Origin of the sequence: Catonella massiliensis, assembly GCF_016651435.1 — a bacterium.
Lineage (GTDB): Bacteria > Bacillota > Clostridia > Lachnospirales > Lachnospiraceae > Catonella > Catonella massiliensis.
On sequence record NZ_JAEPRJ010000001.1, the window covers coordinates 3046750 to 3069978 of the forward strand.

Genomic DNA, 23229 nt, shown 5'->3' on the forward strand with positions numbered 1-23229 from the left:
AAGGAGGATTTTTTGATGAGAAAGAAAATGTTACAGAAAATTGGGGTTGCAGTTGTTTCAGGAGCTATGATAGTATCCGCACTTACAGGATGTGGAAGCTCAGAAAAGACAGACAAATCAGCTTCTGCAAGTGCAGCAAAGTCAGCAGCAACAAGTTCTGCTAAGACAAGCACTGCTTCAGGCACAAAGGCTAAGGATTATAGCGGGGTAAAGCTCGTATACTGGTCAAGCTGGGAAGCTACAGAGCCACAGGGAATGGTAGTTGCTGAGGCTATTGAGGACTATGAGAAGGAGACCGGTATTGATATTGAGGTTGAGTTTAAGGGACGTAAGGGAATTAAAGAAGGCTTGATTCCTGCTCTTGATGCAAACCAGCAGATAGATTTCTTTGACGGTGCCGGAAATAAGAGTAATTACGGTGACCGTATTATAAGTCTTGAGGATTTAGTTAAGGAGCATAATTACGAGCCACGCTCCAACCCTACTATGATGAAACTTTTCAGAAGCTATAATGATGGAGTGCTTAAAGAAATACCTTTCCAGTTTAAGGCTAATTCATATCTTTACAATAAAAAGCTTTTCAGACAGGCAGGAATCGAGAAGGCACCTGCTAACTGGTCAGAGTTTTTAACTGCTTGTCAGAAGCTTAAAGATGCCGGAATCACACCTATTACTACTGATGATGCCTACGTGCCACAGGCATTTGGTATGCACCTTGGAAGACTTGTAGGAAGTGAAGGCTTGAAGAAAATAGTTAATGAAAACGGCTGGGACAGACCAGAGGTTTTACAGACAGCTAACGACCTCGCAGACCTTGCGGCCAAGGGATATTTCTCAGAGCTGGTTGCATCAAACGTATATCCTACAGGACAGAATACTGAGTTTGCAACAGGAAAGGCTGCTATGTACTGCGTAGGAACCTACATGGTTAACGAGGTTAAGAACATCACAGGACCTGACTTTGAATGGGGCTTCTTCGCTTATCCCGAGGTAAATAACGGAATCAACGGTACAGAAGCTATGGTTATCGGTGGACAGAGCTTTGCTATTACTTCAAAGTGTAAGAACCCTGAAGCAGCATTTGGATTCATCGAGAAGATGACAAGAGGCAAATTTGACGAGAAGCTAGGCAAAGAAAGTATCAGTATTACAGCAGATACAGAGAATAAAAACTGGCCAGAGCAGCTTGCAGATGTAAAGCCTTACTTTGACAACTGTACAGAGATTATGGGTGGAGCAGAAAGCAATCCTGACATTACACCTGCATTAAAGGAGAACTTGATTAAGCTTTACTCAGGTAAGATCACAGGTGCAGAGTTCGTTGCCAATATGAAGGCAGCTGCAGGAAAGTAAGACTAAGACAGGATTTATAGTTTTGTTTTTAACAAATATGTGATTTGTACTTAGATTTACAAATGTACATAATAGGGGCAGGCAGGTAACTTATCGTTATTTGACCTGCCCGTTTTATAAGTTACTTACCCCAAACCGGGGTTTATACTAAAGGAGTTTGTTCAGAAGGGAAAATATTTATGAAGCGCAATAGAAGTATGATTTTAGCATTTACTCTTCCCGCAACATTATTGTTTATTGCAGTATTTGTCTATCCTATAATCAGAACTGTAATCATGAGCTTTTTTAGAATTGTGGAGATTACAGACCCGGTTAGTAGATGGGAATTTAGAGGACTAGGCAATTACATTGATTTGTTTAATGCTTCACTGTTTAGGCAGTCTCTTATCAATATAGGAAAGATATGGACAATAGGTGGTGTAATAACTCTTTCCGTATCGTTATTACTGGCAATAATCCTGACAAGCGGAATAAGATTCAAGGGATTTTTCCAGGCAGCAATTTACCTGCCTAATGTAATTAGTGCCGTAGCAATGGCAACTATGTGGATTCAGTATGTATTTAATTCTTCTTATGGATTTTTAACAACATTTTTTAATATGTTGGGCTTGGAGAGCCTTGCTAAAATACAGTGGCTGGATGCAGAACATAAATTCTGGGCACTTCTTATTTCCTACTGCTTTGGAATGATAGGCCATCATATGCTTATATGGATAAGCGGTATCGAGAGAGTCAGCAAGGAATATTATGAGGCATCAGGAATAGACGGTGCCAATAAAGTTCAGCAGTTTTTTCATATTACCCTTCCTCTTCTTAGGGGTATATTAAGAACCAATATTATCATGTGGTCCATAAGAATAGCAGGATTTTTTATCTGGTCACAACTCTTCTCTCCACTTACAGCGGATACTTCAACTGTAGTTCCTATGGTATATATGTATACCAAGGTATTTGGAGCGGAAACGGCAGATATAATTTCCCGTGATGCCGGAGCAGGCGCGGCTATTGGTATAATTCTTTGTGTTTTAGTCTTGATTATATTCAAGCTTGCCAACAAATTTATTAGGGACGATGATTTAGAGTTCTAATAGTCAAATACGAAAGGTTAGATTATGAAAATGTTTAAAACTGCAAAAAAAGAAAAAAATTCTGTGCCTTTTAATTTCAAGAAAGAAATTAAGCTTTTGCCGGGATATATAATTATAATTACCTGGATTATTTTTACGGTAGTTATACTTGGATGGGTAGTTGCAGCCAGTTTGTCAACTACAGCAGATATATTTTCAGGTGATATTCTTGGATTTAAGACAGGAATTCATTTTGAAAACTATAAAAAGGCCTGGGTATCGTCAAATGTGTCGGTATTCTTTACCAACTCCCTTATTTATGCAGTCCTGTCATGTGCATTTCTCATTTTGATTTGCGCACCTTATGCCTATGTACTTCAGAGATTTGAATTCTGGGGAAGAAAGACAATAACATCAGCACTTGCAGGTACAATGGGTATTCCGATTATAATGGTTATTATTCCTCTCTATACCTGGGTAGCAAGAACAGGAGTGCTTGGGAATGCATTCTCAAACAGAATAGTACTTGTAGTACTGTTTGTGGCAGTTAAGATACCTTATACAACTACCTTCCTTATGGCTTATTTTGCCAATATTTCAAAGGCCTATGAAGAAGCCGCGGCCATAGACGGCTGTCACCCTGTAAAGACTTTCTGGAAGATTGTATTCCCTCTTGCACAGGGCGGCGTTGTAACGGTTACAATATTTAACTTCATAGCTATATGGAATGAGTACTTCCTCTCACTGCTTTTTGTAAACTCAGAGAAGCTAAGACCTGTAGCTTTGGGACTCTTCTCTATGATTAACGGAATGAAGTACAGCGGTGATTGGTCAGGACTTTTCGCATCCGTAATCATTGTCTTTATTCCAACCTTTGTTCTTTACATAGGTCTGTCAAAGAAGATTATTGGTGGTATAACAGGAGGCGTAAAGGGCTAAATGAATCTGATATTTGTTTTTGCGGATCAATGGAGAGTGGGAGCCATGGGATATGCAAAGGAAGATCCTGTGCTAACTCCGCTTATGGACAGGTTTTGCGAGGAATCGACCTACTGCGACCATGCTTTTAGTACCTTTCCTGTCTGCTCTCCTCACAGAGCAAGCCTTATGACTGGAAAATATCCTCTCTCCGCAGGGTTTTTCACCAACTGCAAGAAGGGCTTGTCTTTAAGGCTTAAAGATGAAGAAATCTGCGTGGGAGATGTACTTAAGAAGGAAGGCTATGATACGGCCTATATCGGAAAATGGCACTTGGATGAGGCTGAACAGACCTACTGTGCTGAGCCAAAGTCGGGAGCCAGAAACTGGGATGCCTATACTCCTCCCGGTGTCAGAAGACATGGATTTGACTACTGGTATTCTTATGGAACATTCGATAAGCATTTATCACCTCATTACTGGGAGAATACCGATGAAATGATTCAAATTCATCAGTGGTCTCCGGAACATGAGACTGATAAGGCGATTGAATATCTGGAGGAAAAGAGGGATAAATCAAAGCCTTTTGCCCTTTACATTTCTTGGAATCCTCCACATAGCATATATAGTGAGGTTCCTGAAGAATATCTTAAGCTCTATGACGATGTCAAGCTTAAAAATAATGTCCGTTTAGGAGGGATTCATCACCACACAGGTGAAGAGGCACCAATGACAGAGGAGGAAATGACTCTTACCACGAAGCAGTATTATGCAGCTATAAGCGGACTGGATAAGCAGTTTGGGCGAATAATAGATTATCTTAAAGAAAATGACCTATATGATGACACCCTAGTCATTCTTTCGGCTGACCATGGAGATATGATGGGTTCGCACGGACTTATGGGAAAACATGTGTGGTATGAGGAGTCAATTAGAATCCCATTTGTCGTGCATATTCCGGGAAATGATAACAGAAGATGCAGCACCTGCATAGGAAGCCAGGATATGATGCCGACCATCCTTGGGCTATTAAACTGTCCTATACCTGATACGGTAGAGGGCGAAGACTGCCAGAGATTCATAAAGGGTGAAGAGGATGAGGAGAGAGTAAGCTTCATCTGTGCAAGTCCCGGCAGGGCTGACTTTGTAGAGAAGTTTAAGAAGGCAGGTAAGGATCCAGCGACTTACGGTTGGAGGGGTGTCAGAACCAAGAGATATACCTATGTGATTGAATTAGGCTATGATGTAATATGTAAGCCTAAGAGATACCTTTATGATAACCAGCAAGATCCCGAGCAGATTCATCCACTTGACTTGGATACTAAAGAGAATAAAATGCTTGCAAGGGAGCTTGAAGCAAAGGTTGTAAACTGGATGAAATGCCAAAATGACGGCTTTATTGATAACTGGAGCAGGGAAGCGGCTTATGAATAATACAGAATTGCTGTGGGATGAATTTCAAAAACACCTGGGTTATGACAAAGATGAAGCCTTAAAAATAGCAGATTTCTGCTTGAAAAACTGCGGTGAAATGATGAAGCTTGTTATGGAGACAGCTGATGAAACAGCAGAGAATACCTTTTTATTCAGGCTTCCGTGGGATATGGAAGCCACGAGTGAAGTAGTACATTTTGACAGGAAAATCAAGTGGAATTATGTTCTAAATGAAGACGAGGAATTCATCTTTCAGCTAAACAGGCATAGATACTGGATAAGCCTGGGACAGGCCTATAGGCTTACAGGCAATGAAAAGTATGTAAAAGCATTTATAGGGCAGCTCCTTGACTGGATAGATGAGAACATCGACATAGAAAAAGCTGATAAAGCGATTTGGAGAACTCTTGAAACGGGACTAAGGGCTGATTACTGGGTGAGAGCTATGGCGCTTTTTGCAGACAGCCCACTTATTACAGAGGATGTAAAGAAAAGATTTTTTGAGGCTCTTTTAGTACACGCAGGGCATTTGGCTGCAAATCCTAAAAAAGGATTCTCAATGAAAAGTAACTGGGGAGTGATGGAATATACAGGACTTTACATTCTCTCCCTTGTGCTTGACAATGAAGAATACAAAAAAACAGCAATCTATTTCCTTAAAATGGGCTTACATACTCAGATACATGATGACGGCTTCCAGTGGGAGTCCTCTCCTATGTATCACAATGAGGTGCTTGCAGCCTATCTTGAAGTTCTTAGGGTGGCTGAAATCTATGGAGATAAGCCATTTACAGAGGATGAGAGAGAGATTGTTAAAAGAATGGCATATGCCACCCTTGTAAGAACCTATCCTAATCACCATCAGCTGATGACAGGAGATTCGGATGACACAGATGTGAGGGATTTATTAAGCCAGTCAGCGGTTATTTTTGTAGATTCCCGCCTAAAGTCAGGGGGATATAAGGAACTGGACTTTGAAGGAGCCTGGCTTTTTGGAACTAAAGGAATAGAAACCTATGAAAAACTTGAAACTACTGAACTTATTGGAGGGCTTCAAATAAGTGATGAAAGTGGAGAGGCTGTCTGGAGAAGCTCGTATAATGAAGATGCCGATTTTATATATTTTAGAAATGGTTGCCTTGGGGGCGGACATGGACACCAGGATAAGCTTCATATAGAGCTGTGGTTTGAAGGTGAACAGATACTAAGGGACAGCGGACGTTACACATATAAACATGTAGAAGAAAGATATGAGCTGAAGGGCTCTAAGATTCACAATGTGCCGATAATAAACAATCTTGAATATGCACCTAATGCCGATTCGTGGATATATGAAAAGCTGCCTTTATCAGTCGGAAATTATTTCAATCAAAAGGACGGATTTTTACTGTTTGAAGGTGCACACTGTGGCTATATGGAAGCAGGAGTTTTACTTAGAAGAAGAGTTGTTGCCCTAAAGCCTGATATTATCGTAATCTGTGATGAAATTATAGGAAATAAGAAGAATGAACTCTCACAGCATTTTGCCTTTGCAGAAGATATTGACTTAAAGAAAGAAGCAGGAGAATTACGAGGCAAGGGAGTTAAATGTGAGTTTGTGGTAAAGAGCTTTGATGAAAGAGGAGAGGTGGCTCAGGACATAGTCACAGCCAAGGTGTCAAGGCATTATAACCATATAGGTGAAAGCAAGGCTCTTAGGTTAAGTACGAAAGCTTCGCATTTTCTTACTACAATTATAGTAAAGAATCAGGCAGGCGAAAAGACTGTGATAAACAAAGAGAAAGTTTATAACCTCACCAATGAAACCGTACTTAAGGATAATGAGGTGCAGGGATACTTAATATCCAGAGGTGAAAAGGAATACAGTGTTATGCTATACAAGGATGATGTAGGAAACGGAAGAGACTTAAACGGAATCAAGGGAGTATATGGAATTGGACAGACTATGGCTGCCTCTCTCCATAAAAAACCTGAGTATATGACAGTTTTAAGGTGGTAGTTAACTTATACTTTGTATAGATTACAATCAGCAAAAAAATCATAGATTATGGTTTGACTATAGTCTTATGGGTAAGATAAAGGAGATTGGATAAGTGGAAAAATGGATTGATGTTGATTTACTTAAAAACTATCCGGAAGCTACGGATGATATGGTTAAAAATGCTCTTGATACCTGTACAAATCAGGTAAAGAACAATCTTCCGGAGTTTGAGGAGCATTTTCCTCCAGCCAACAGCGAGGAGAATTTTTATAAGCCTGATATCAACACTGACTGGACAAGTGGCTTCTGGACAGGTGAGGTATGGCTTGCATACGAGAATGCTGCAAATCCTGAAGACAAGGCGTTATTTGAAAGAGCAGGGAAGAAGCAGGCTGATTCATTCTTAGAGAGAATCAACATTAGGCATTATATAGACCACCATGATATGGGATTTTTATATATACCTTCCTGTGTTGCCGCCTACCGTCTGTTAGGCTATGAAAATGGAAAGGAAGCAGCTCTTAAGGCTGCAGACCAGCTTGTAAGCAGATACCGTCCTGAAGGAAAGTACATCCAGGCCTGGGGAGAAATGTGGGCGAGAGACAATGCAAGGCTCATCATAGACTGTATGTTAAATGTACCTCTGTTATACTGGGCAAGTGAGGAAACAAAGGATGGTCACTACGCTGATATAGCTAAAAATCATATTCTCACCACTATGAAGCACGTAATAAGAGATGACGATTCTACCTGGCACACCATATTTTTTGATCCAGACAGTGGTGAATTCTCACACGGAGCTACCTGCCAGGGTTATAAGGACGCGTCTGCCTGGGCGAGAGGACAGGCTTGGGGCATATATGGCACTGCAATTGCTTATAAGAATACAGGAGATCCTGAGTACATTAAATATTTTGAAAGAGTATCAAGATACTTCCTTAGCCACCTTCCAAAGGATCTTTGCCCATACTGGGATTTATGTTTTGGTGACGGGGATGAGTCAGAACAGCCAAGAGACTCTTCTTCAGCGGCAATAGCAATCTGCGGTTTCCTTGAAATGAGCAAGTACCTTGATGAAGAGAAGAGTGCTTATTATATATCGGTTGCAAAGAAGCTTATGCACTCACTTATAGAGAACTATCAGGTAAAGAATAAGTCTGTATCCAACGGACAGCTCCTCCATGGTACCTATGCGAGAAAGACACCTTATAACACCTGTAAGAACAGAGGTGTAGATGAATGTGTAATATGGGGAGATTATTTTTTTATGGAAGCTCTCACAAGGCTTGCAAGACCTGATTGGAAGATGTACTGGTAAAACAACTACAGGAGTAGAATAATGATTAAACTAAAGATTGTTGGTAAGGATGAAAGAGAAAAGGCCTGCGGTTTTGAAGGCGAGGATAGGGCAGAGCTTGTGTATACAAGCGAATACCTTGACGGAGACAGGATAGTGCTTGATACGGATAGGGCAGGAAGATACTGTGTAGTACGCTTTGAAGACAGTATGAGAGAAGCATTTATCTATGCACCAGAAAGAAATGTAGCATTTTTTATACCACCTGCTAACAACAGACCTAATTATTCACCAAAGAGCTTTACAGGTGCAATGCACTATATAGAGGCACGCTATGCTACAGAGGAAGAGATTGCAAAGGAAAAAAATCTGGTCTTAAATGTATATGACCAGCACGAAAACTCTACATTTTTCCCTCACGCATCAGCCAATGTGGAAACAAGAGGAGAGGCAGTGTTTGCAGCCAGAAATGCAGTTGATGGAATGTATGCCAATACTTCACATGGAAGGTATCCTTATCAGAGCTGGGGCATAAACAGAGATCCTAATGCCGCTCTCACTGTGGACTTTGGAAGAGAGGTAGTGATTAGAGAGCTTAGGCTTACCCTAAGAGCAGATTATCCACACGATAATTACTGGATAAGCGCAACAGTAACCTTTGATGACGGAAGCAAAGAGGTATTAAAGCTTGAAAAGTCAGAGAAGCCACAGTGCTTTAAGATAAAGGAAAAGAAGGTTAAAAGCTTTGTCCTTGACAAGCTTATAAAAGCTGAAGGAGAATCACCTTTCCCAGCCCTCACTCAGATAGAGGCCTGGGGAGTGGAAGCGTAGAAACATAGGCTAAATATGAGTAGGAAACAGCCCTTTAAGAAATGGACAAATTACAAGTATTACTAAAATGGCTAAGGAGTAGAAATACTCTATAAATTATAATAGGAGGATGAAATGGATATTAGATATTCGGTTAATCAGAGAGATTTTAAGCGTTATACCACAGAGGAAGTAAGGGGAGAATTCCTTATTGAGAATCTGTATAAAAAGGATGAGGTAGTTGCAGTATATTCTCACGTTGACAGAATGGTGACACTTGGCTGTATGCCTGTAAATGAGGCAGTTTCCATCAGCAAGGGCATAGATGTATGGGCAAACTTCGGTACAGACTATTTTCTTGAAAGACGTGAAATAGGTATTTTCAATATAGGCGGGGCAGGTAAGATAAAGGCGGATGGAGAAGTTTTTGAAATGGGCTACAAGGACTGCCTTTATATTACAAAGGGTACAAAGGAAGTGACATTTGAAAGCAATTCTCCTGAAAATCCTGCTAAATTTTATATGGTAAGTGCACCTGCCCATACCTCATACAAGACCACTTTCATATCTATTGAAAAGGCTGCAAAAAAGCCTCTTGGAAGTATGGAGACATCTAATAAAAGAGTAATTAATCAGTTCATTCATCCTGATGTACTTAAGACCTGCCAGCTTTCAATGGGAATGACAGTACTTGAGCCGGGAAGTGTATGGAATACCATGCCTGCGCATACACACGAGAGAAGAATGGAAATCTACATGTACTTTGAAGTACCTGAGAATCAGGTTGTCTTTCATATGATGGGTGAGGGACAGGAGACAAGACATATTGTAATGCAGAATGAACAGGCTGTGATATCACCATCCTGGAGCATACATTCAGGTGCAGGAACATCTAATTATACCTTTATATGGGCTATGGGTGGAGAAAACCAGGCATTTGATGATATGGACAATATAGCAACTACTGATTTGAGATAGGAGAAGAGTATGGAAAACATAATGAAACAGTACGATTTGACAGGAAAGGTGGCACTTGTTACAGGTGCTTCATACGGAATAGGCTTTGCCATAGCTAAGGGACTTGCTTCTGCAGGTGCGACCATAGTGTTTAACGACAGAAGAGAAGAACTTGTGGAAAAGGGAATTGAGGCTTACAAGGAAGAGGGAATAAAGGCCTACGGCTATGTATGCGATGTAACAGATGAGGATGCAGTGGAAGAGCTGGTAGCAAAGGTTGAAAAAGAGGTTGGAATCATCGACATTCTTGTCAACAATGCAGGTATCATCAAGCGCATACCTATGTGTGAGATGAAGGCTTCAGAGTTCAGAGAGGTAATAGACATTGACTTAAACGGACCTTTCATCATGTCAAAGGCTGTAATACCAAGCATGATTAAAAAGGGACATGGAAAGATAATCAATATCTGCTCAATGATGAGCGAACTTGGAAGAGAGACTGTAAGTGCTTATGCAGCAGCAAAGGGTGGCCTTAAGATGCTTACCAAGAATATCGCATCTGAATTCGGCGAGCATAACATCCAGTGTAATGGAATAGGACCGGGCTACATTGCTACGCCTCAGACAGCTCCTCTTAGAGAGAAGCAGGCAGACGGCTCAAGACATCCTTTTGATTCATTTATAATTGCCAAGACTCCTGCCGCACGCTGGGGTGAGCCTGAAGATTTGGCAGGCCCTGCAGTATTTTTAGCATCTGATGCGTCAAACTTTGTAAATGGACACATCCTATATGTGGATGGAGGAATACTTGCGTACATCGGAAAGCAGCCTTAACAAAGGAATCCTGTGTAAAGATTCACTGTAAATAAAACATTCTTAATGGAGGTTGTTATGAAACTTAGTGGGGTAAGAAAAAAAGTCAGTTGGATTTTAGCACTTGTTTTATGTACACAAATACTTATGCCTTCTACACCTGTAGTTGCAAAGGCTTCTTTGGCGGAGGATACAACCATGTCGGATAAAAGTAGCGCTACAGAAAGTGAAGTAAACAGTATTGAGGTTGTAAAAGGAAGTACAGCCTTAATTAAGACTCCTGAGGGATTTAAGGAGCCAATCACCTGGACTACTATTTTCAAGGATTCAAATGGCAATCCTATTAAAAACGTAGGAAGCAAGAAAAAGAAGGATGAATTAAAGAACGGTGAAAAAGATGGGGACCGCTCTGAGGGTATAGCTAAGACAGACCATATAGCAAAGATAGAAAGCACAGATGACGGTGGACTTATAACGGCTTTTGAAAAGGGAGTGGTATATGCAAAGGCTGTTGACAGCGAGGGTAAGAGCAAAGAGTGGAAGGTAAATGTATTATATACAGCAAAAGAAAATCTTCCGGCAGTAACTTCTGAAGATTATAAGAGGCTTATAGGGAAGTGGACTGCTCAACTGGTAGGAGAAAATCCTGATACGAATGATGCCGCTATTATGGAGACAATTAATAGTCTAAACACACAGGCTCAGGCATTGTGGGATAGTTACAGATATAAGGGACAGTCTGCCTGCGCAGATGTTCCTTGGCCTGATGAAATCGGCAAGAAGGGTAATAAGAACATAGAGTTTGCAAGGGATGCAGTTGAATTCAGACAGACCTTTAAGAATGTACTTTTGATGGCAAAAGCATATCGTTTGGAGCATGGTGCGCTGTATAACAACAAAGCCTTGCTTAATGACATGATAAACATACTTGATTGGCTGACAGATAACTGCTATCGTCCACAGTCTCAGACTGACAACTGGTGGACCTGGGAGATAGGTATTCCTAAGGATATAGTTCCTACCCTCATACTTTTAGCGGATGATTTAACCAAGGAGCAGAAAGAAAAGTTCACTGAGGGAGTTAGATTCTTCCAGCCTGACCCTTATCATGGTGGCTCTATTGGCACAGGCTCTACTCATGTACTAGGATATCGCATGCAGTATGCGGCAAATAGAGTGGATAACTCGATGACTGCACTTGGAATAGGTTTATTGCTTGAAGACAATGAGTCTGTGTATCTTGCAAGTGAAGCCTCATCCTCTGTGCTTGAATTTGTTTCAGTTGAGGATAGTACAAAACTTGCTGAAAAAGGCTACCCAAACGGATATTATAAGGACGGTTCCTATATAGACCACTCACGTACTCCTTATGCAGGTTCTTACGGAATAGTAGTACTTGAGGGTATAGTGAATATATCAGCAATTTTAAGCAATTCTCCTTGGCAGTTCAGCTCTGACAAGGCAAATATATTGGAGAATATCTTTGTAAAAACCTATGGTATGGGTGTTTACAATGGTTTAATGTTAGATAACTTAAGAGGCAGAGCTGTCTCAAGAGAAATGGTTACTGACAAATCAATTGGACGCCAGGTAATGACATATATTATCAAGTCACTAGACACTGTTAGTGAAACCGGACGACAGACATTATTGAACTATCTTAAGAACTGGCTGGCTGCAGACTCTGAGTTTGTTGGAACCCTAAAAGAACTTAATGAAATCGTTGTAAAGCAAAAGGCTCAGGAAATAATCGGAAATGCAGGTATTTCAGGAGTTGTTGAAAGAGCTCATAAGAACTATCCTCTGATGGATAGGGCAGTTCACAGAACTGACAATTGGCTCTTTGCCCTCAGTATGTATTCTGAAAGAATCTTAAATACTGAGATTATGAACGGCGAGAATCTCTATGGATGGCATCAGAGTGATGGTATGACCTATCTTTATGGCAAGGATACCAGTTACTACAATGATAATTACTGGAATACCATCAATCCTTTCCGCTTACCGGGAACTACAACTGTGTCAAAGAATATAGGAAATGGCGTAAAGGATAGCAGCGGCTTCTATCAGGACGGAGATTATACATCTAAAGAGGCCTGGGTTGGCGGAAGTGAGCTTGGTGGCTATGGTATAAACGGTATGTCACTTTCAGGAGAAAATGACTCAAAGACACCTTATGAGCCTAATCTTAGAGCGTTAAAGTCATACTTTATGTTTGGTGATGAAATAGTATGCTTAGGTTCAGGAATAAATGATAAAGACAGCAATTTTATCACAGAAACAACTGTTGAAAATAGGAAGCTAAATGATACTGCATCAAATCAGATTACATTGAACGGGAATAAGCTTGAACTCACACCTGTTAATGTAAATGTGGCTGAGATTGTAAAGGGTGAAGGCCTTGGAACAGGAGTGGCTTCCATGGAAGGAAAGGCGCTTGAGAATGTTAAGTGGGTTCACCTTGAGGGCAATGTAGAGGGAGATAAGGTTGGATTCTATTTCCCTAAGGAAGCGGGAGAGTTAAAGGCAAGGATAGCAGCCAGCACAGGTAACTGGGGCAATATCAACCTTACAGCTACTGCGGATGTAGTTAAAAACTACTTTGAACTGTGGTTTGACCATGGCAAGAATCCTCAGAATGCCGAGTATTCATATGTAATTCTTCCGGGTAGAACTGAGGAAGAGATGAAGGAATATGAGAAGAATCCTTCTGTAGAAATCCTTGCAAATACCGATGAAGTACAGGCTGTAGGCTACAAGAACAAGAGCGTAATCGGTGCAAACTTCTGGCAGGACAAGGTGGCAAGTGTAAGTGGCATAAGTTCTGATAAGAAGGCATCAATCATTGTGAAGCAAAGTGGTGATGTGGTTGAAATCGGGGTATCCGATCCTACCATGAAAAATCTTGGTACAATTGAAGTAGACATCGACAAGGAATTTGGTGAGGTTATCAGTGCAGATCCTAATGTTACTGTAGCCGCAAATAACGGAAAGGTTCATCTTGTTGTAAATACTGCAGGTAAAAACGGTGATACCTCTTATGCTGTGGTAAGATTAAAAACAAATAAGTCTTCTGAGACTACAGGTATTCCTGTAATCCCTGTAATTCCTGCCAAGAAACATTCTACACCTGAAGTTCAGGTTGCCGATGATAAGACACCTGAGGGTAAGGTGATAGATGGAAGTAGCAATAACGCTGCCAGAGAAAAGAAGAATACTGCACTTAAAAAGATAAGGCTTAACTTTAACCTTACAAAGGCTGAGGTAAAGAAAGGTATTAAGAAACTTTCCAAGATATTGGTTAAAAAGATCACACTGAAGAAGGCTGCGAAGGAGCCGGCTGATTTGAGCCTTTCTGTAAGAGATGAGAAAAAGAAGGTGATTTACTCATGGTTTATAAGCGGAAAGGAACTTGCGGCTTCTAAGAGTAAGTTTAAGGACCTTGGCTTAGGCTTAAAGGTTATTCCATCAGCCAAGATAAAGCCTTTAAAATCATTGCTTAAAGGTAAGAATGGAACTGTGGTTTCATTCACATATAGGGGTAAATTCCCTGCTACTGCTACCATTAAGCTACACGATAAGCTCTTTAAATATCCAAGGAATACAAAGCTCTATGTATATAAATACAATGAGAAGAAAAACAGGATAGAAAAAGCTAGCGGAAGTGAAGTAAATGCTGTGAGCAAGGGAGTGATAACTCTTAAAATATCAAAGGGTTCAGACTACCTGATTTTACCTAATAAACTTGGTAAGTAGAAGTACTTTTATGAAGTACGTTTTACTTAAATAAATCCTGTTGTTAATAAATAAAGCCGGTCCATCTGCCAAATGGGCCGGCTTTACAACGCCTATACGTAATCAAATTATTTCTTTACAAAGCTATAGGTATAAATGAACTGATCAGGAGTATAATTATCAACCTTTTTTCCGTCAACCTCAGCATAAGGATAACCGAAGTCATTAAGTGGCTCACCATCCTGTGCTGGAGTTAGGGTGAGGTCTCTACCGTCAGCAAGTATGATTCTTTCTGCATCGCAGTTGCCCCAGTAGTATTCCTGCTTCTCCTTTGTTTCCTTCTGGTCTTTAGTCCAGCCATTCTTAAGGACTGCCTTTAATACGTCTGCAGGATCTGCAGATACCCAGCCTGTACCCTTTAAGTAGAACTCTGCCCAACAATGCTGATTCTTTGTGATGTCATCAGCGTTTATACGGATACCGAAATGCTCTCTTGCAGGGATGCCTGATGCACGGCAAAGTGCTACAAACATAGAGTTGATATCTGTACATTTTCCTGACATTGTTGTATCTAAGAGAGCGCAGACATCGCCTTCTCCACAGCCCTTTACATCCTCGTTACGGTTCATATTGGCAATAACCCAGTCATAGATGGCTCTTGCCTTTTCAAGGTCAGTAGTCTTTCCTTCGGTAACTTCTTTAGCCTTATTCTTTACCTGGTCATTAAGAGGAAGGTTCTTAGAAGGCTCAAGATATTTCTTTATTTCAGCTGTAAGTTCTTCTTTATCATCTTCTTTAAGTTCAGGACGAAGGACTTCATCTCTTTTTACATCAAACATAAGTTTAATTACTCTGTGATGAGGCACTATATCTTTATCCCATTCAACATAGAGTATCTGGTTGCCGTTTGAATCTGTATTCATCTGAGCCTTTACCATACCTGCTTCATACACTACATTTTCAACTGTCTGATATTCACTGTTATGCGGAACAGGAAGCCAAACACGAACCTTCTTGCCCTTCTCGTATTTGGTCATATTAATTACGTTAGTTACCATACCTGCAACAGACTGTTTCTCGTCAGTCTTTGCAGAGCTTACAGAGCTTGTCGCTGTACTTGCTGTTGAACTGGCTGAGGTTGTGGTAGAGGCAGTAGATGCAGCGCTCTTAGTCTCACTTACTGTACTCTTTGCAGAACTTGCAGCACTCTTTGCAGAGCTGGCAGCATTATTACTTGCCTTACTTCCACAGCCCACAGTAATACAGGCTACCATGCCTAATGCTAACAACATTTTCAGATTCTTTTTCATTTTTTTCCTCCCGGATTTGTAATAGTTATACCTTAAAAGGATTGTCACTCATAGTTTTGCATGGTGCAATCTCCGAATATATAACGTTTTAAGGATAACGATTGTGTGGCGTTTAGTAAAATTGTTTTTAGATATAAATGAGGGTGTTTATTGAAGAATATAATAATTGGTGTGGGTTAATCAATTGATGGTTAATTATGGTTGTAACGGAATGATTTAAAATGATAAAGGCAGAAATATATTATCAAGCAAAAACACTGCAAAAATTTCTAAAAAGTAAAATTAATATTTGCAAAAAAATTATTAATGTGCTAGAATAACCTCCAGATATAAATGTTAAATATTTAACATACTTTACTAAAGTATTATGTTAACAATTAAATTAAATGGAGGTTTGTTATGGAACGTTTAAGAATGATGCGTGCACCACTCAAGTATGTACAGGGAAAAGGAGCCCTTCTTCACTTTCACAAAGAAATGGAATACATGGGCAAGAGATGGTTATTTGTCTGTTCCAACAGCGGTTACAAATGCTGCCACGATGAGTTAGAAAAGAGCTTTGAGGGTAAGGATGATTACCGCAGATATGAGGTATTCGGAGGAATATCCAGTATCAGCGAGATAAAGAAGATGCAGGATATAATTGTGGCTGATAAAATAGATGTAGTAGTTGCAGTAGGTGGTGGCTCAGCAGTTGATGCAGCCAAGGCAGCAGCTTACTATGAGAATAAGAGAATAGTTATTATCCCGACAGTTGCCGCTACAGATGCACCTTGTACCGGACTTTCAGTTATTTATAATGATGATGGAAGCTTTAATAAATACCTTTTCTATCCACAGAATCCTGATGCGGTTTTAGTGGACAGTGACGTAATAGCAAAGGCTCCTGTTAAGTTTTTGATTGCAGGAATGGGAGATGCTTTGGGTACCTACTTCGAGGGAAGAGCTTCACTTCGTACTGAGTCTCCTAGCCTTGAGGGTGGCGGTATCACAAGGGCTGGTATGGCTATTGCAAAGACCTGCTATGAGACTTTAAGAACTCATGGAAAGGCAGCAGTTGTTGCCTGTGAGAATAATGTTGTTACCCCTGCTCTTGATGCTGTTATAGAGGCAGCTGTTTATCTATCAGGCGTAGGTGCTGATAATGTAAACTGTGCAGCGCCACATTCATTCTACAATGGTCTTACATCTTTGGGTGGACATGATGCCTACCATGGTAACTGCGTAGCATTTGGTACCCTAGTGCAGCTTACTCTTGAGGGAGCTGACAAAGCAGAGTTTGAGGATATTCAGGACTTCTGCCTTGAGGTAGGACTTCCTATCACACTTTCAGAACTTGGTGATTTCACAGATGAAGAGATTCATACTATGTCTAAAAATGCCTGTGTAGAAGGTGAAACCATTCATAACCTTGCAGGAGATGTAACACCTGAAGAACTCTACTGCGCTATCATTGCAACAGATGCTTTAGGAAAAAAGAGACTTGGAAAGTAATTAGGTATATTGTAAGCACGGCTTTATGGCATTTACAGTTAGTGTATCCATAAAGGCGTGCTTTATTTTTTTATGTAGATAAGCGAAGATACAGCTGTTAGCTTAAAGATTTAGATAAATGAGCTAATATTTTTATTGATTATTCCCCCAAAGAGGTATATACTCCAAAGGTAGAAATGAATAACAAAACAGATAGTTTTGATACTACCTGCCAAAGGAAAGGGATTCAAACTATGGGCTTAATGGATGAAAAGATAACGAGCTCTGTGTCAAAATCAGAGGGGGTTGAGGCAGAGTTTAGGGGTATTGCCGCGAAAGAGAAGGGAGAGCTTCTTAAAGAGCTTAGCTGCAGTGATAAGGGAATAAGTGATGATGAAAGGGAAGAAAGACTTGAAAAATACGGATACAATGACCTATCCGCAAATCAAAAGCACAGCTGGCTGTATTTTATAGTTCACAGCTTCACTGATGCGTTTATTTTGGTGTTGCTTGTATTGTCGTTAGTTACCTTCGTTGTTGAGAAGGATGTTGTTTCCGGAGTAATTATACTTGCTCTTGCCTGCATGAGTGCAGTCATAAGGTTTGTGCAGGACTACGGTTCTTACCTTGACATGCAAAAGCTTAAGGAAATGGAACATGATACAGTCAGGATACAGGTTCCGGGTGAAAATGGTCCTGAAGTAAGAGAAGTGCCTGTTGAAGAGGTTGTGCCGGGAGACATACAGTTAATTGGATCAGGAGACATTGTATGCGGTGACTTATATCTTCTTGAAAGCAGGGACTTGTTTGTATCCGTTTCAGCATTTACAGGGGAATCAATTCCTGTAGAAAAGACTGTTGGTGCAGATTTACGAAATGTAAATGCTGCTGAATTAAACAATATATGCCTTGGTGGCTCTACTGTTAACTCAGGAACAGGCCTTGGTGTTGTGGTACGCACAGGGAAGAGCTCATATCTTGGCAAAATTTCTTCCACAATACATACAAAGAAGAAAGAGACTGACTTTGACCGCAGTCTTGCAAAGATAACAAGGATACTTATTACCTACATGGTAGTTGTAGTTTTATTTGTGCTCCTAATCAATGGACTGGTTAAGAAGAACTGGCTTGAGGCCTTCCTCTTTGCAATTTCAGTTGCAGTAGGCATTACGCCCGGTATGCTCCCAATGATTGTAAATGGTACTCTGGCAAAGGGTGCAAAGTTTCTTGCAAAGAAGAAAACGATTGTTAAAAACATGTCAGCCATTCAGAATCTTGGCGCGATTGACGTTCTTTGTACAGACAAGACTGGAACATTGACAATGGACAATGTAATTTTGCAGAATTATTATGATATTAACGGTGAAGAATCACATCTGGTACTTAATTATGCGTGGATGAACGCATATTACTCAACAGGAGTTAAGAACCTGATTGATAGGGCTATTTTAGCCTATGGGCAAGAAAATGATGTAAATAAGTATGCGGGAGGATATGTAAAGACTGACGAGATTCCTTATGACTTTGAGCGCCGTAGAATGAGCGTGCTTGTATCTAATCCTGGAGGAATGCACTTAGACGGAGGCGTTGAGGAATTGCTTCCTAAGCCAAATGAAGAGGTGCTTATTACAAAGGGAGCCCTAGAGTCTGTACTTGAGTGCTGCAGCCGTATTAGAGTGAAGGGGGAGTATAACAATATCAGTGAGGCTGATTTGGATAGGATAAAAGCCCTGGCTGACAGGCTAAATCAAGAAGGTATGCACGTAATTGGGGTTGCAGCAAAGAAAAGAAGTATTGACGCTCCAACAGTCTTTCATGCAGAGGATGAAAATGATTTGACATTCTTAGGAATTGTCGCATTTCTTGACCCTCCTAAGCCTGATGCAAAGGAAGCAATACACGGTCTCTACGATGCAGGAGTTCACGTAAAGGTAATCTCGGGAGACGCACCTGTAGTTGTAGAACACGTATGTAAGCTGGTTGGAATGAGGACAGATGGACAGAAGGCCATAACAGGCTCTGACATTGAAAATATGAGTGATGAGGCTCTGTCATCCGTTGTTGAGAACAATGACATATTTGCACGTCTATCTCCAATGCAGAAGAAGCGTGTGGTAGATGCCATAAGGAAGAACGGCCACGTTGTAGGATATATGGGAGATGGTGTAAATGATGCGCCAAGCCTTCACGATGCGGATGTAGGTATATCAGTAGATAATGCAACAGACGTAGCAAAGGCAAGTGCAGATATCATTCTCTTAGAGAAGAGTCTGACTGTCATATTAAACGGTATTTATGAGGGAAGACGAATCTATGGCAATATACTTAAGTATATGAAAATGGCTCTCTCAGGCAATTTCGGAAATGTATTTTCAGTGCTTATTGCCTCCATTTTCCTGCCATTTTTACCAATACTGCCTCTGCAGATTCTGATTCAGAACCTAATATACGATTTCACTCAGATTGCGATACCTTGGGACAATGTTGATGATGAGTTCCTACAGGGACCACACAAGTGGAACAGTGCCTCACTTGTGTCATTTATGAATGTTATGGGCGGTGTGTCATCAGTATTTGATGTAATGACCTTCTTAGTTCTCTGGTTCGTTCTGGGCTACAATACACTTGGAATGCAGAACTATTTCCAGACGGGATGGTTTGTTGAAGGACTCATCTCGCAGATACTGATAGTTCAGTTTATACGTACTGCCAAGAGGCCGATTATTGAATCAAGATGTGATGCAAGGCTTGGACTGGCATCTGCACTTGGCATACTGGCAGCTATTTCAATTCCTTTCATATTCGACAGGACTTCAAATGCTGTATTTACCAAGATGCCGGCAGAATTCTTTGTGTTCTTGATACTAATTTTAGTGCTATACAGCGTCACAATTGAGATTGTAAAGAAGTTTTATACCAGAAAATACGGAGCTTGGCTGTAATTTTGTACTAAGGGGGTGTAGCAATGTTTTGGGATAAGATAGCGGGATTTTATGATTTTTTTGAAAAATGCTTCAATGGGGAAGTGAACAAAAAGCTTGTGACGGAAGTTGCAGGCCTGATTGATAAAAATGATACAGTTTTAGAGTGTGCCTGTGGAACAGGGATGATAACAAGGGGTATTGCACCTAGATGTAGAGAGGTTGTGGCAACAGATTTTTCTGAAGGCATGTTAGGGCAGGCGCGAAAGAACTGCGTTCACTTAAAGAATGTGAAGATAGAAAAAGCTGATATTATGCACCTTGGGTATGAGGATGAAGCATTTGATAAGGTTGTAGCAGGAAATGTTATACATTTGCTTGATGAACCCTATAAAGCCCTTGAGGAGCTTATGCGGGTATGTAAAAATGGTGGATATGTCATCGTTCCAACATATATCAATAATAAGACTGAGGGTAAGCCAAAACTTGTTGTTAAATGCTTAGAAAAACTAGGGGCAGATTTTAAGAAGGAGTTTACCTTTGACTCTTACAAGCAGTTCTTTGCTAAAGCAGGCTTTGAAGAGGTTCAATATAAGCTTATAAAGGGGAAGCTGCCATGTGCGATAGCGGTGATTGGGAAGAACTAGAATTCTAATTTATAGTGAGTGGCAAAGCAAAATGTCATATCTTTGTTTGAAAAAAGTGAGAAGACTGCAAGAAATGAACAAGAAACTTAGGACTTTATCAGTTGTGAAAACAATTGGTAAAGTCCTTTTTGTATAAAGCTAAATGGAATGAAAATGTCTAAATGGACTTTGATTTTTTGTTCTAAAGGAAGTAATATAAACATAGATTAGTTACTTCTAACCAACAATTTATGACCGGAGGTGCTGGAATGAATTCAATCAGGACTTTGGGAGATAACGTAAAGGTTCTGGCACGGGACGAGAGCCATGCTATTCTTGAAGTTAAAGATGATACCGGAGAGGGTGTCATGACGATATATATGCCATTTGCAGGAGTATATATAAATATTTGTGATATGCATATGCAACGTTGTAGTTCAGGCTTTCTTCTGGAAGAAAATGCAAATGTCATCTGTTTCGACTATTGCAAGGAGGGTAGGATTGAGCTGGGGACTTCGAATGGCAGTTACAGCGTACTCCAGGAAAAACAGCTTAGGATTGATGACCGCAGGCATCATAGTGGGCAGGTATTTATGCCGCTCAACCATTTCCATGGGATTAGTATTTATTTGAATGTTGATATTGCACCACAGGGGGTTGCTGCGTTTATACCACAATTCTCTGCCGATATTCATAAACTAAAAAGTAAGTTCTGTAAAGAAGGCGTTCCAAGTATTCTAAAAGACGATATGGTAGTAAATGGCATTATGGCTTGCTTATATAACCCTCCTGCCAATATTGGTCCTGATTACTATAGACTTAAAATACTTGAATTGCTTCTATATCTTGATACGGTGGAGATACAGGAAGATAACCAAAAGGAGATTTGCTTTTTCTTAAGCCATGCCGATAAGCTTCGGGAAATTCATAAGCAGATTACGGAAAATCTATCCGTACATTTTACAATCAGGGAGTTATCTGAAGAATATGACATCCCACAGACAGAACTCAAAATAAGCTTTAAGGAGATGTATGGGGATTCTATATATTCTTATTTAAAAAGGTGCCGTATGAATACTGCAGCTTCTCTGCTGATAAAAAATCCTGACCTTAGCGTATCAGAGATTGCATACCTTGTAGGATATGAGACTACAGGCAAATTTGCTGCAGCATTTCGGCAAATCATCGGCACTACACCTTTGGACTACCGCAAGTACCGTACAAAGCCTACAGACAATTTGATCAATATATAGGAGGCCAATGAAATGATGAACCAAAATCGAAAACTGACAGGAAAAGATGTAATCGCAATCGGTATCTATTCTGCAATCTACTTTGTACTGAATTTTATGGCAATGATGACAGGATTAATTCCCCTACTCTGGATTTTACTTCCCGGAACGGTGGCAATACTCACCGGCATTCCCTTTTTGCTGATGGAGGTAAAAGTTCCTAAGCCGGGAGCTGTTATAATCATGGGTCTAATCACTGCTTTTTTGTATTTTGTTACAGGGCAGTTTACCGTCCTCATTCTGCTCACGATGCTAATTGCCTGTGCTGTTTCAGAAGCCTATAGGTACATAACAAAATATAATCTCAAATTCAGTAATCTTATGGTCGCTTTCATCTTGTTTAGCTACGGTATGGCAGGATCGCCGCTTGCTTTATTTGTGTATCGTGAGAGCTTTCTGGCACAAATTGGCGAGACTATGAGTCAGGAATATGTTGCAGCAATTTCTTCCTATATCACCACCCCTATGCTGATACTTTTGCTGGTTTCCCCGATTGCCGGCGGGTTCTTTGGTGCATTGATTGCAGGAGGGATATTCAAAAAACATTTCAAGAAAGCAGGTATCGTCTAAATGCGTTATAGGAAGCCTGACCCTCGTGCAGGCCTCTTCATTCTTTTGCTTGCCAACATAGGGATGTTCTTAGAAAGAACCGGAAGACAGGGAAATGCTTTGACGGGGGTAATTATCGTAGTTCTCATTATGTATGGCTGCTCTAAAATTGCGGTAGGCGGAGCAGGATTTCTGCTAATCTTATATTGTCTGCAGACCTTTGTGCTTCCTGCATCGCCTATAGCTTTTACTGCCCTGTTTTCAGTATTTGTGAATATGACAAGACGGATGTTGCCCTGCCTCCTGACAGGGGCATTGTTAGTTAAGAAGTGCAGCGTCCATCAGTTTGTTGCCGCCTTGAGGAAAATGCATCTCCCTCAAAATCTTATTACTGCCATGGCTGTTACGGTTCGTTACTTCCCTGCCATTTCAGAAGAGGTTCGTCACATTAAGGATGCAATGAAGCTCCAGAGGATACCCATGGGGAGGAAAGTAGAGTGTTATCTGGTGCCAATAATGCTGTCTGCAACAAAAACCGCAGAAGAACTTTCTGCGGCGGCAACAGTCAGGGGGATTGACAATCCAAAAAAAAAGACTTGTGCGTTAGAAATTAGTTTCAGCTTTACAGATATTTTCTGTATGTTGTTTACTGCCATAGCAGTTGTTCTTATTTTGGTATTTGTGAAAGGATAA

The 23229-nt window shown here is 40.5% G+C and carries 17 protein-coding genes; 16 read left to right on the forward strand and 1 reads right to left on the reverse strand.

The features are described from left to right. Positions 1 to 15: 15 nt before the first annotated feature. From JJN12_RS13690 to JJN12_RS13735, 10 genes are all read left to right on the forward strand, one after another. Positions 16 to 1353, forward strand: coding sequence for an ABC transporter substrate-binding protein (locus JJN12_RS13690; RefSeq protein WP_208430206.1), 1338 nt, complete (start codon positions 16 to 18; stop codon positions 1351 to 1353). Between the two features lie 179 nt (positions 1354 to 1532). Continuing rightward, complete coding sequence (locus tag JJN12_RS13695) at positions 1533 to 2441, forward strand: carbohydrate ABC transporter permease (protein WP_208430207.1); 909 nt, start codon at positions 1533 to 1535, stop codon at positions 2439 to 2441. A 30-nt stretch (positions 2442 to 2471) separates the two neighbouring features. Then, the gene (locus JJN12_RS13700) at positions 2472 to 3359 is read left to right on the forward strand and encodes a carbohydrate ABC transporter permease (RefSeq protein WP_408610928.1); all 888 of its coding nucleotides are present in this window, start codon (positions 2472 to 2474) and stop codon (positions 3357 to 3359) included. Continuing rightward, a complete protein-coding gene (locus JJN12_RS13705; protein ID WP_208430209.1) occupies positions 3360 to 4772 on the forward strand; it encodes a sulfatase family protein in 1413 nt (470 codons plus the stop codon). Continuing rightward, entirely contained in the window at positions 4765 to 6771 is a 2007-nt protein-coding gene (locus tag JJN12_RS13710; protein ID WP_208430210.1) for a heparinase II/III family protein, read from the forward strand. Before JJN12_RS13705 ends, JJN12_RS13710 begins: the two co-directional genes overlap by 8 nt. 94 nt (positions 6772 to 6865) lie before the next feature. Further along, entirely contained in the window at positions 6866 to 8071 is a 1206-nt protein-coding gene (locus JJN12_RS13715; RefSeq protein ID WP_208430211.1) for a glycoside hydrolase family 88 protein, read from the forward strand. A 21-nt stretch (positions 8072 to 8092) separates the two neighbouring features. After that, entirely contained in the window at positions 8093 to 8881 is a 789-nt protein-coding gene (locus tag JJN12_RS13720; RefSeq protein ID WP_208430212.1) for a carbohydrate-binding protein, read from the forward strand. 114 nt (positions 8882 to 8995) lie between these two features. After that, a complete protein-coding gene (gene kduI / locus JJN12_RS13725; RefSeq protein WP_208430213.1) occupies positions 8996 to 9838 on the forward strand; it encodes a 5-dehydro-4-deoxy-D-glucuronate isomerase in 843 nt (280 codons plus the stop codon). 9 nt (positions 9839 to 9847) lie between these two features. After that, complete coding sequence (locus JJN12_RS13730) at positions 9848 to 10651, forward strand: gluconate 5-dehydrogenase (RefSeq protein WP_208430214.1); 804 nt, start codon at positions 9848 to 9850, stop codon at positions 10649 to 10651. Positions 10652 to 10708: 57 nt separating this feature from the next. After that, complete coding sequence (locus tag JJN12_RS13735) at positions 10709 to 14386, forward strand: polysaccharide lyase 8 family protein (protein WP_208430215.1); 3678 nt, start codon at positions 10709 to 10711, stop codon at positions 14384 to 14386. A 107-nt stretch (positions 14387 to 14493) separates the two neighbouring features. Here JJN12_RS13735 and JJN12_RS13740 read toward each other — a convergent pair whose 3' ends face one another. Continuing rightward, complete coding sequence (locus JJN12_RS13740; RefSeq protein ID WP_208430216.1) at positions 14494 to 15675, reverse strand: transglutaminase-like domain-containing protein; 1182 nt, start codon at positions 15673 to 15675, stop codon at positions 14494 to 14496. Positions 15676 to 16074: 399 nt separating this feature from the next. Between JJN12_RS13740 and JJN12_RS13745 the strand changes: the two genes are divergently transcribed. The 6 genes from JJN12_RS13745 (at position 16075) to JJN12_RS13770 (ending at position 23229) form a co-directional block, all read left to right on the forward strand. Beyond that, positions 16075 to 17169 carry a glycerol dehydrogenase gene (locus JJN12_RS13745; protein WP_208430217.1) on the forward strand — a complete coding sequence of 365 codons (1095 nt, stop codon included), beginning with the start codon at positions 16075 to 16077 and terminating at the stop codon, positions 17167 to 17169. Positions 17170 to 17345: 176 nt separating this feature from the next. Continuing rightward, positions 17346 to 20090, forward strand: a complete 2745-nt coding sequence (gene mgtA / locus JJN12_RS13750; protein WP_236013809.1) for a magnesium-translocating P-type ATPase — start codon at positions 17346 to 17348, stop codon at positions 20088 to 20090. Positions 20091 to 20113: 23 nt separating this feature from the next. After that, positions 20114 to 20716 (forward strand): class I SAM-dependent methyltransferase, encoded by a 603-nt coding sequence (locus tag JJN12_RS13755; RefSeq protein WP_208430218.1) that lies wholly within the window; start codon positions 20114 to 20116, stop codon positions 20714 to 20716. Between the two features lie 248 nt (positions 20717 to 20964). Then, the gene (locus tag JJN12_RS13760) at positions 20965 to 21948 is read left to right on the forward strand and encodes a helix-turn-helix domain-containing protein (RefSeq protein WP_208430219.1); all 984 of its coding nucleotides are present in this window, start codon (positions 20965 to 20967) and stop codon (positions 21946 to 21948) included. Between the two features lie 12 nt (positions 21949 to 21960). Continuing rightward, positions 21961 to 22557, forward strand: coding sequence for an MptD family putative ECF transporter S component (locus JJN12_RS13765; RefSeq protein WP_208430220.1), 597 nt, complete (start codon positions 21961 to 21963; stop codon positions 22555 to 22557). Then, a complete protein-coding gene (locus tag JJN12_RS13770; protein WP_208430221.1) occupies positions 22558 to 23229 on the forward strand; it encodes an energy-coupling factor transporter transmembrane component T in 672 nt (223 codons plus the stop codon).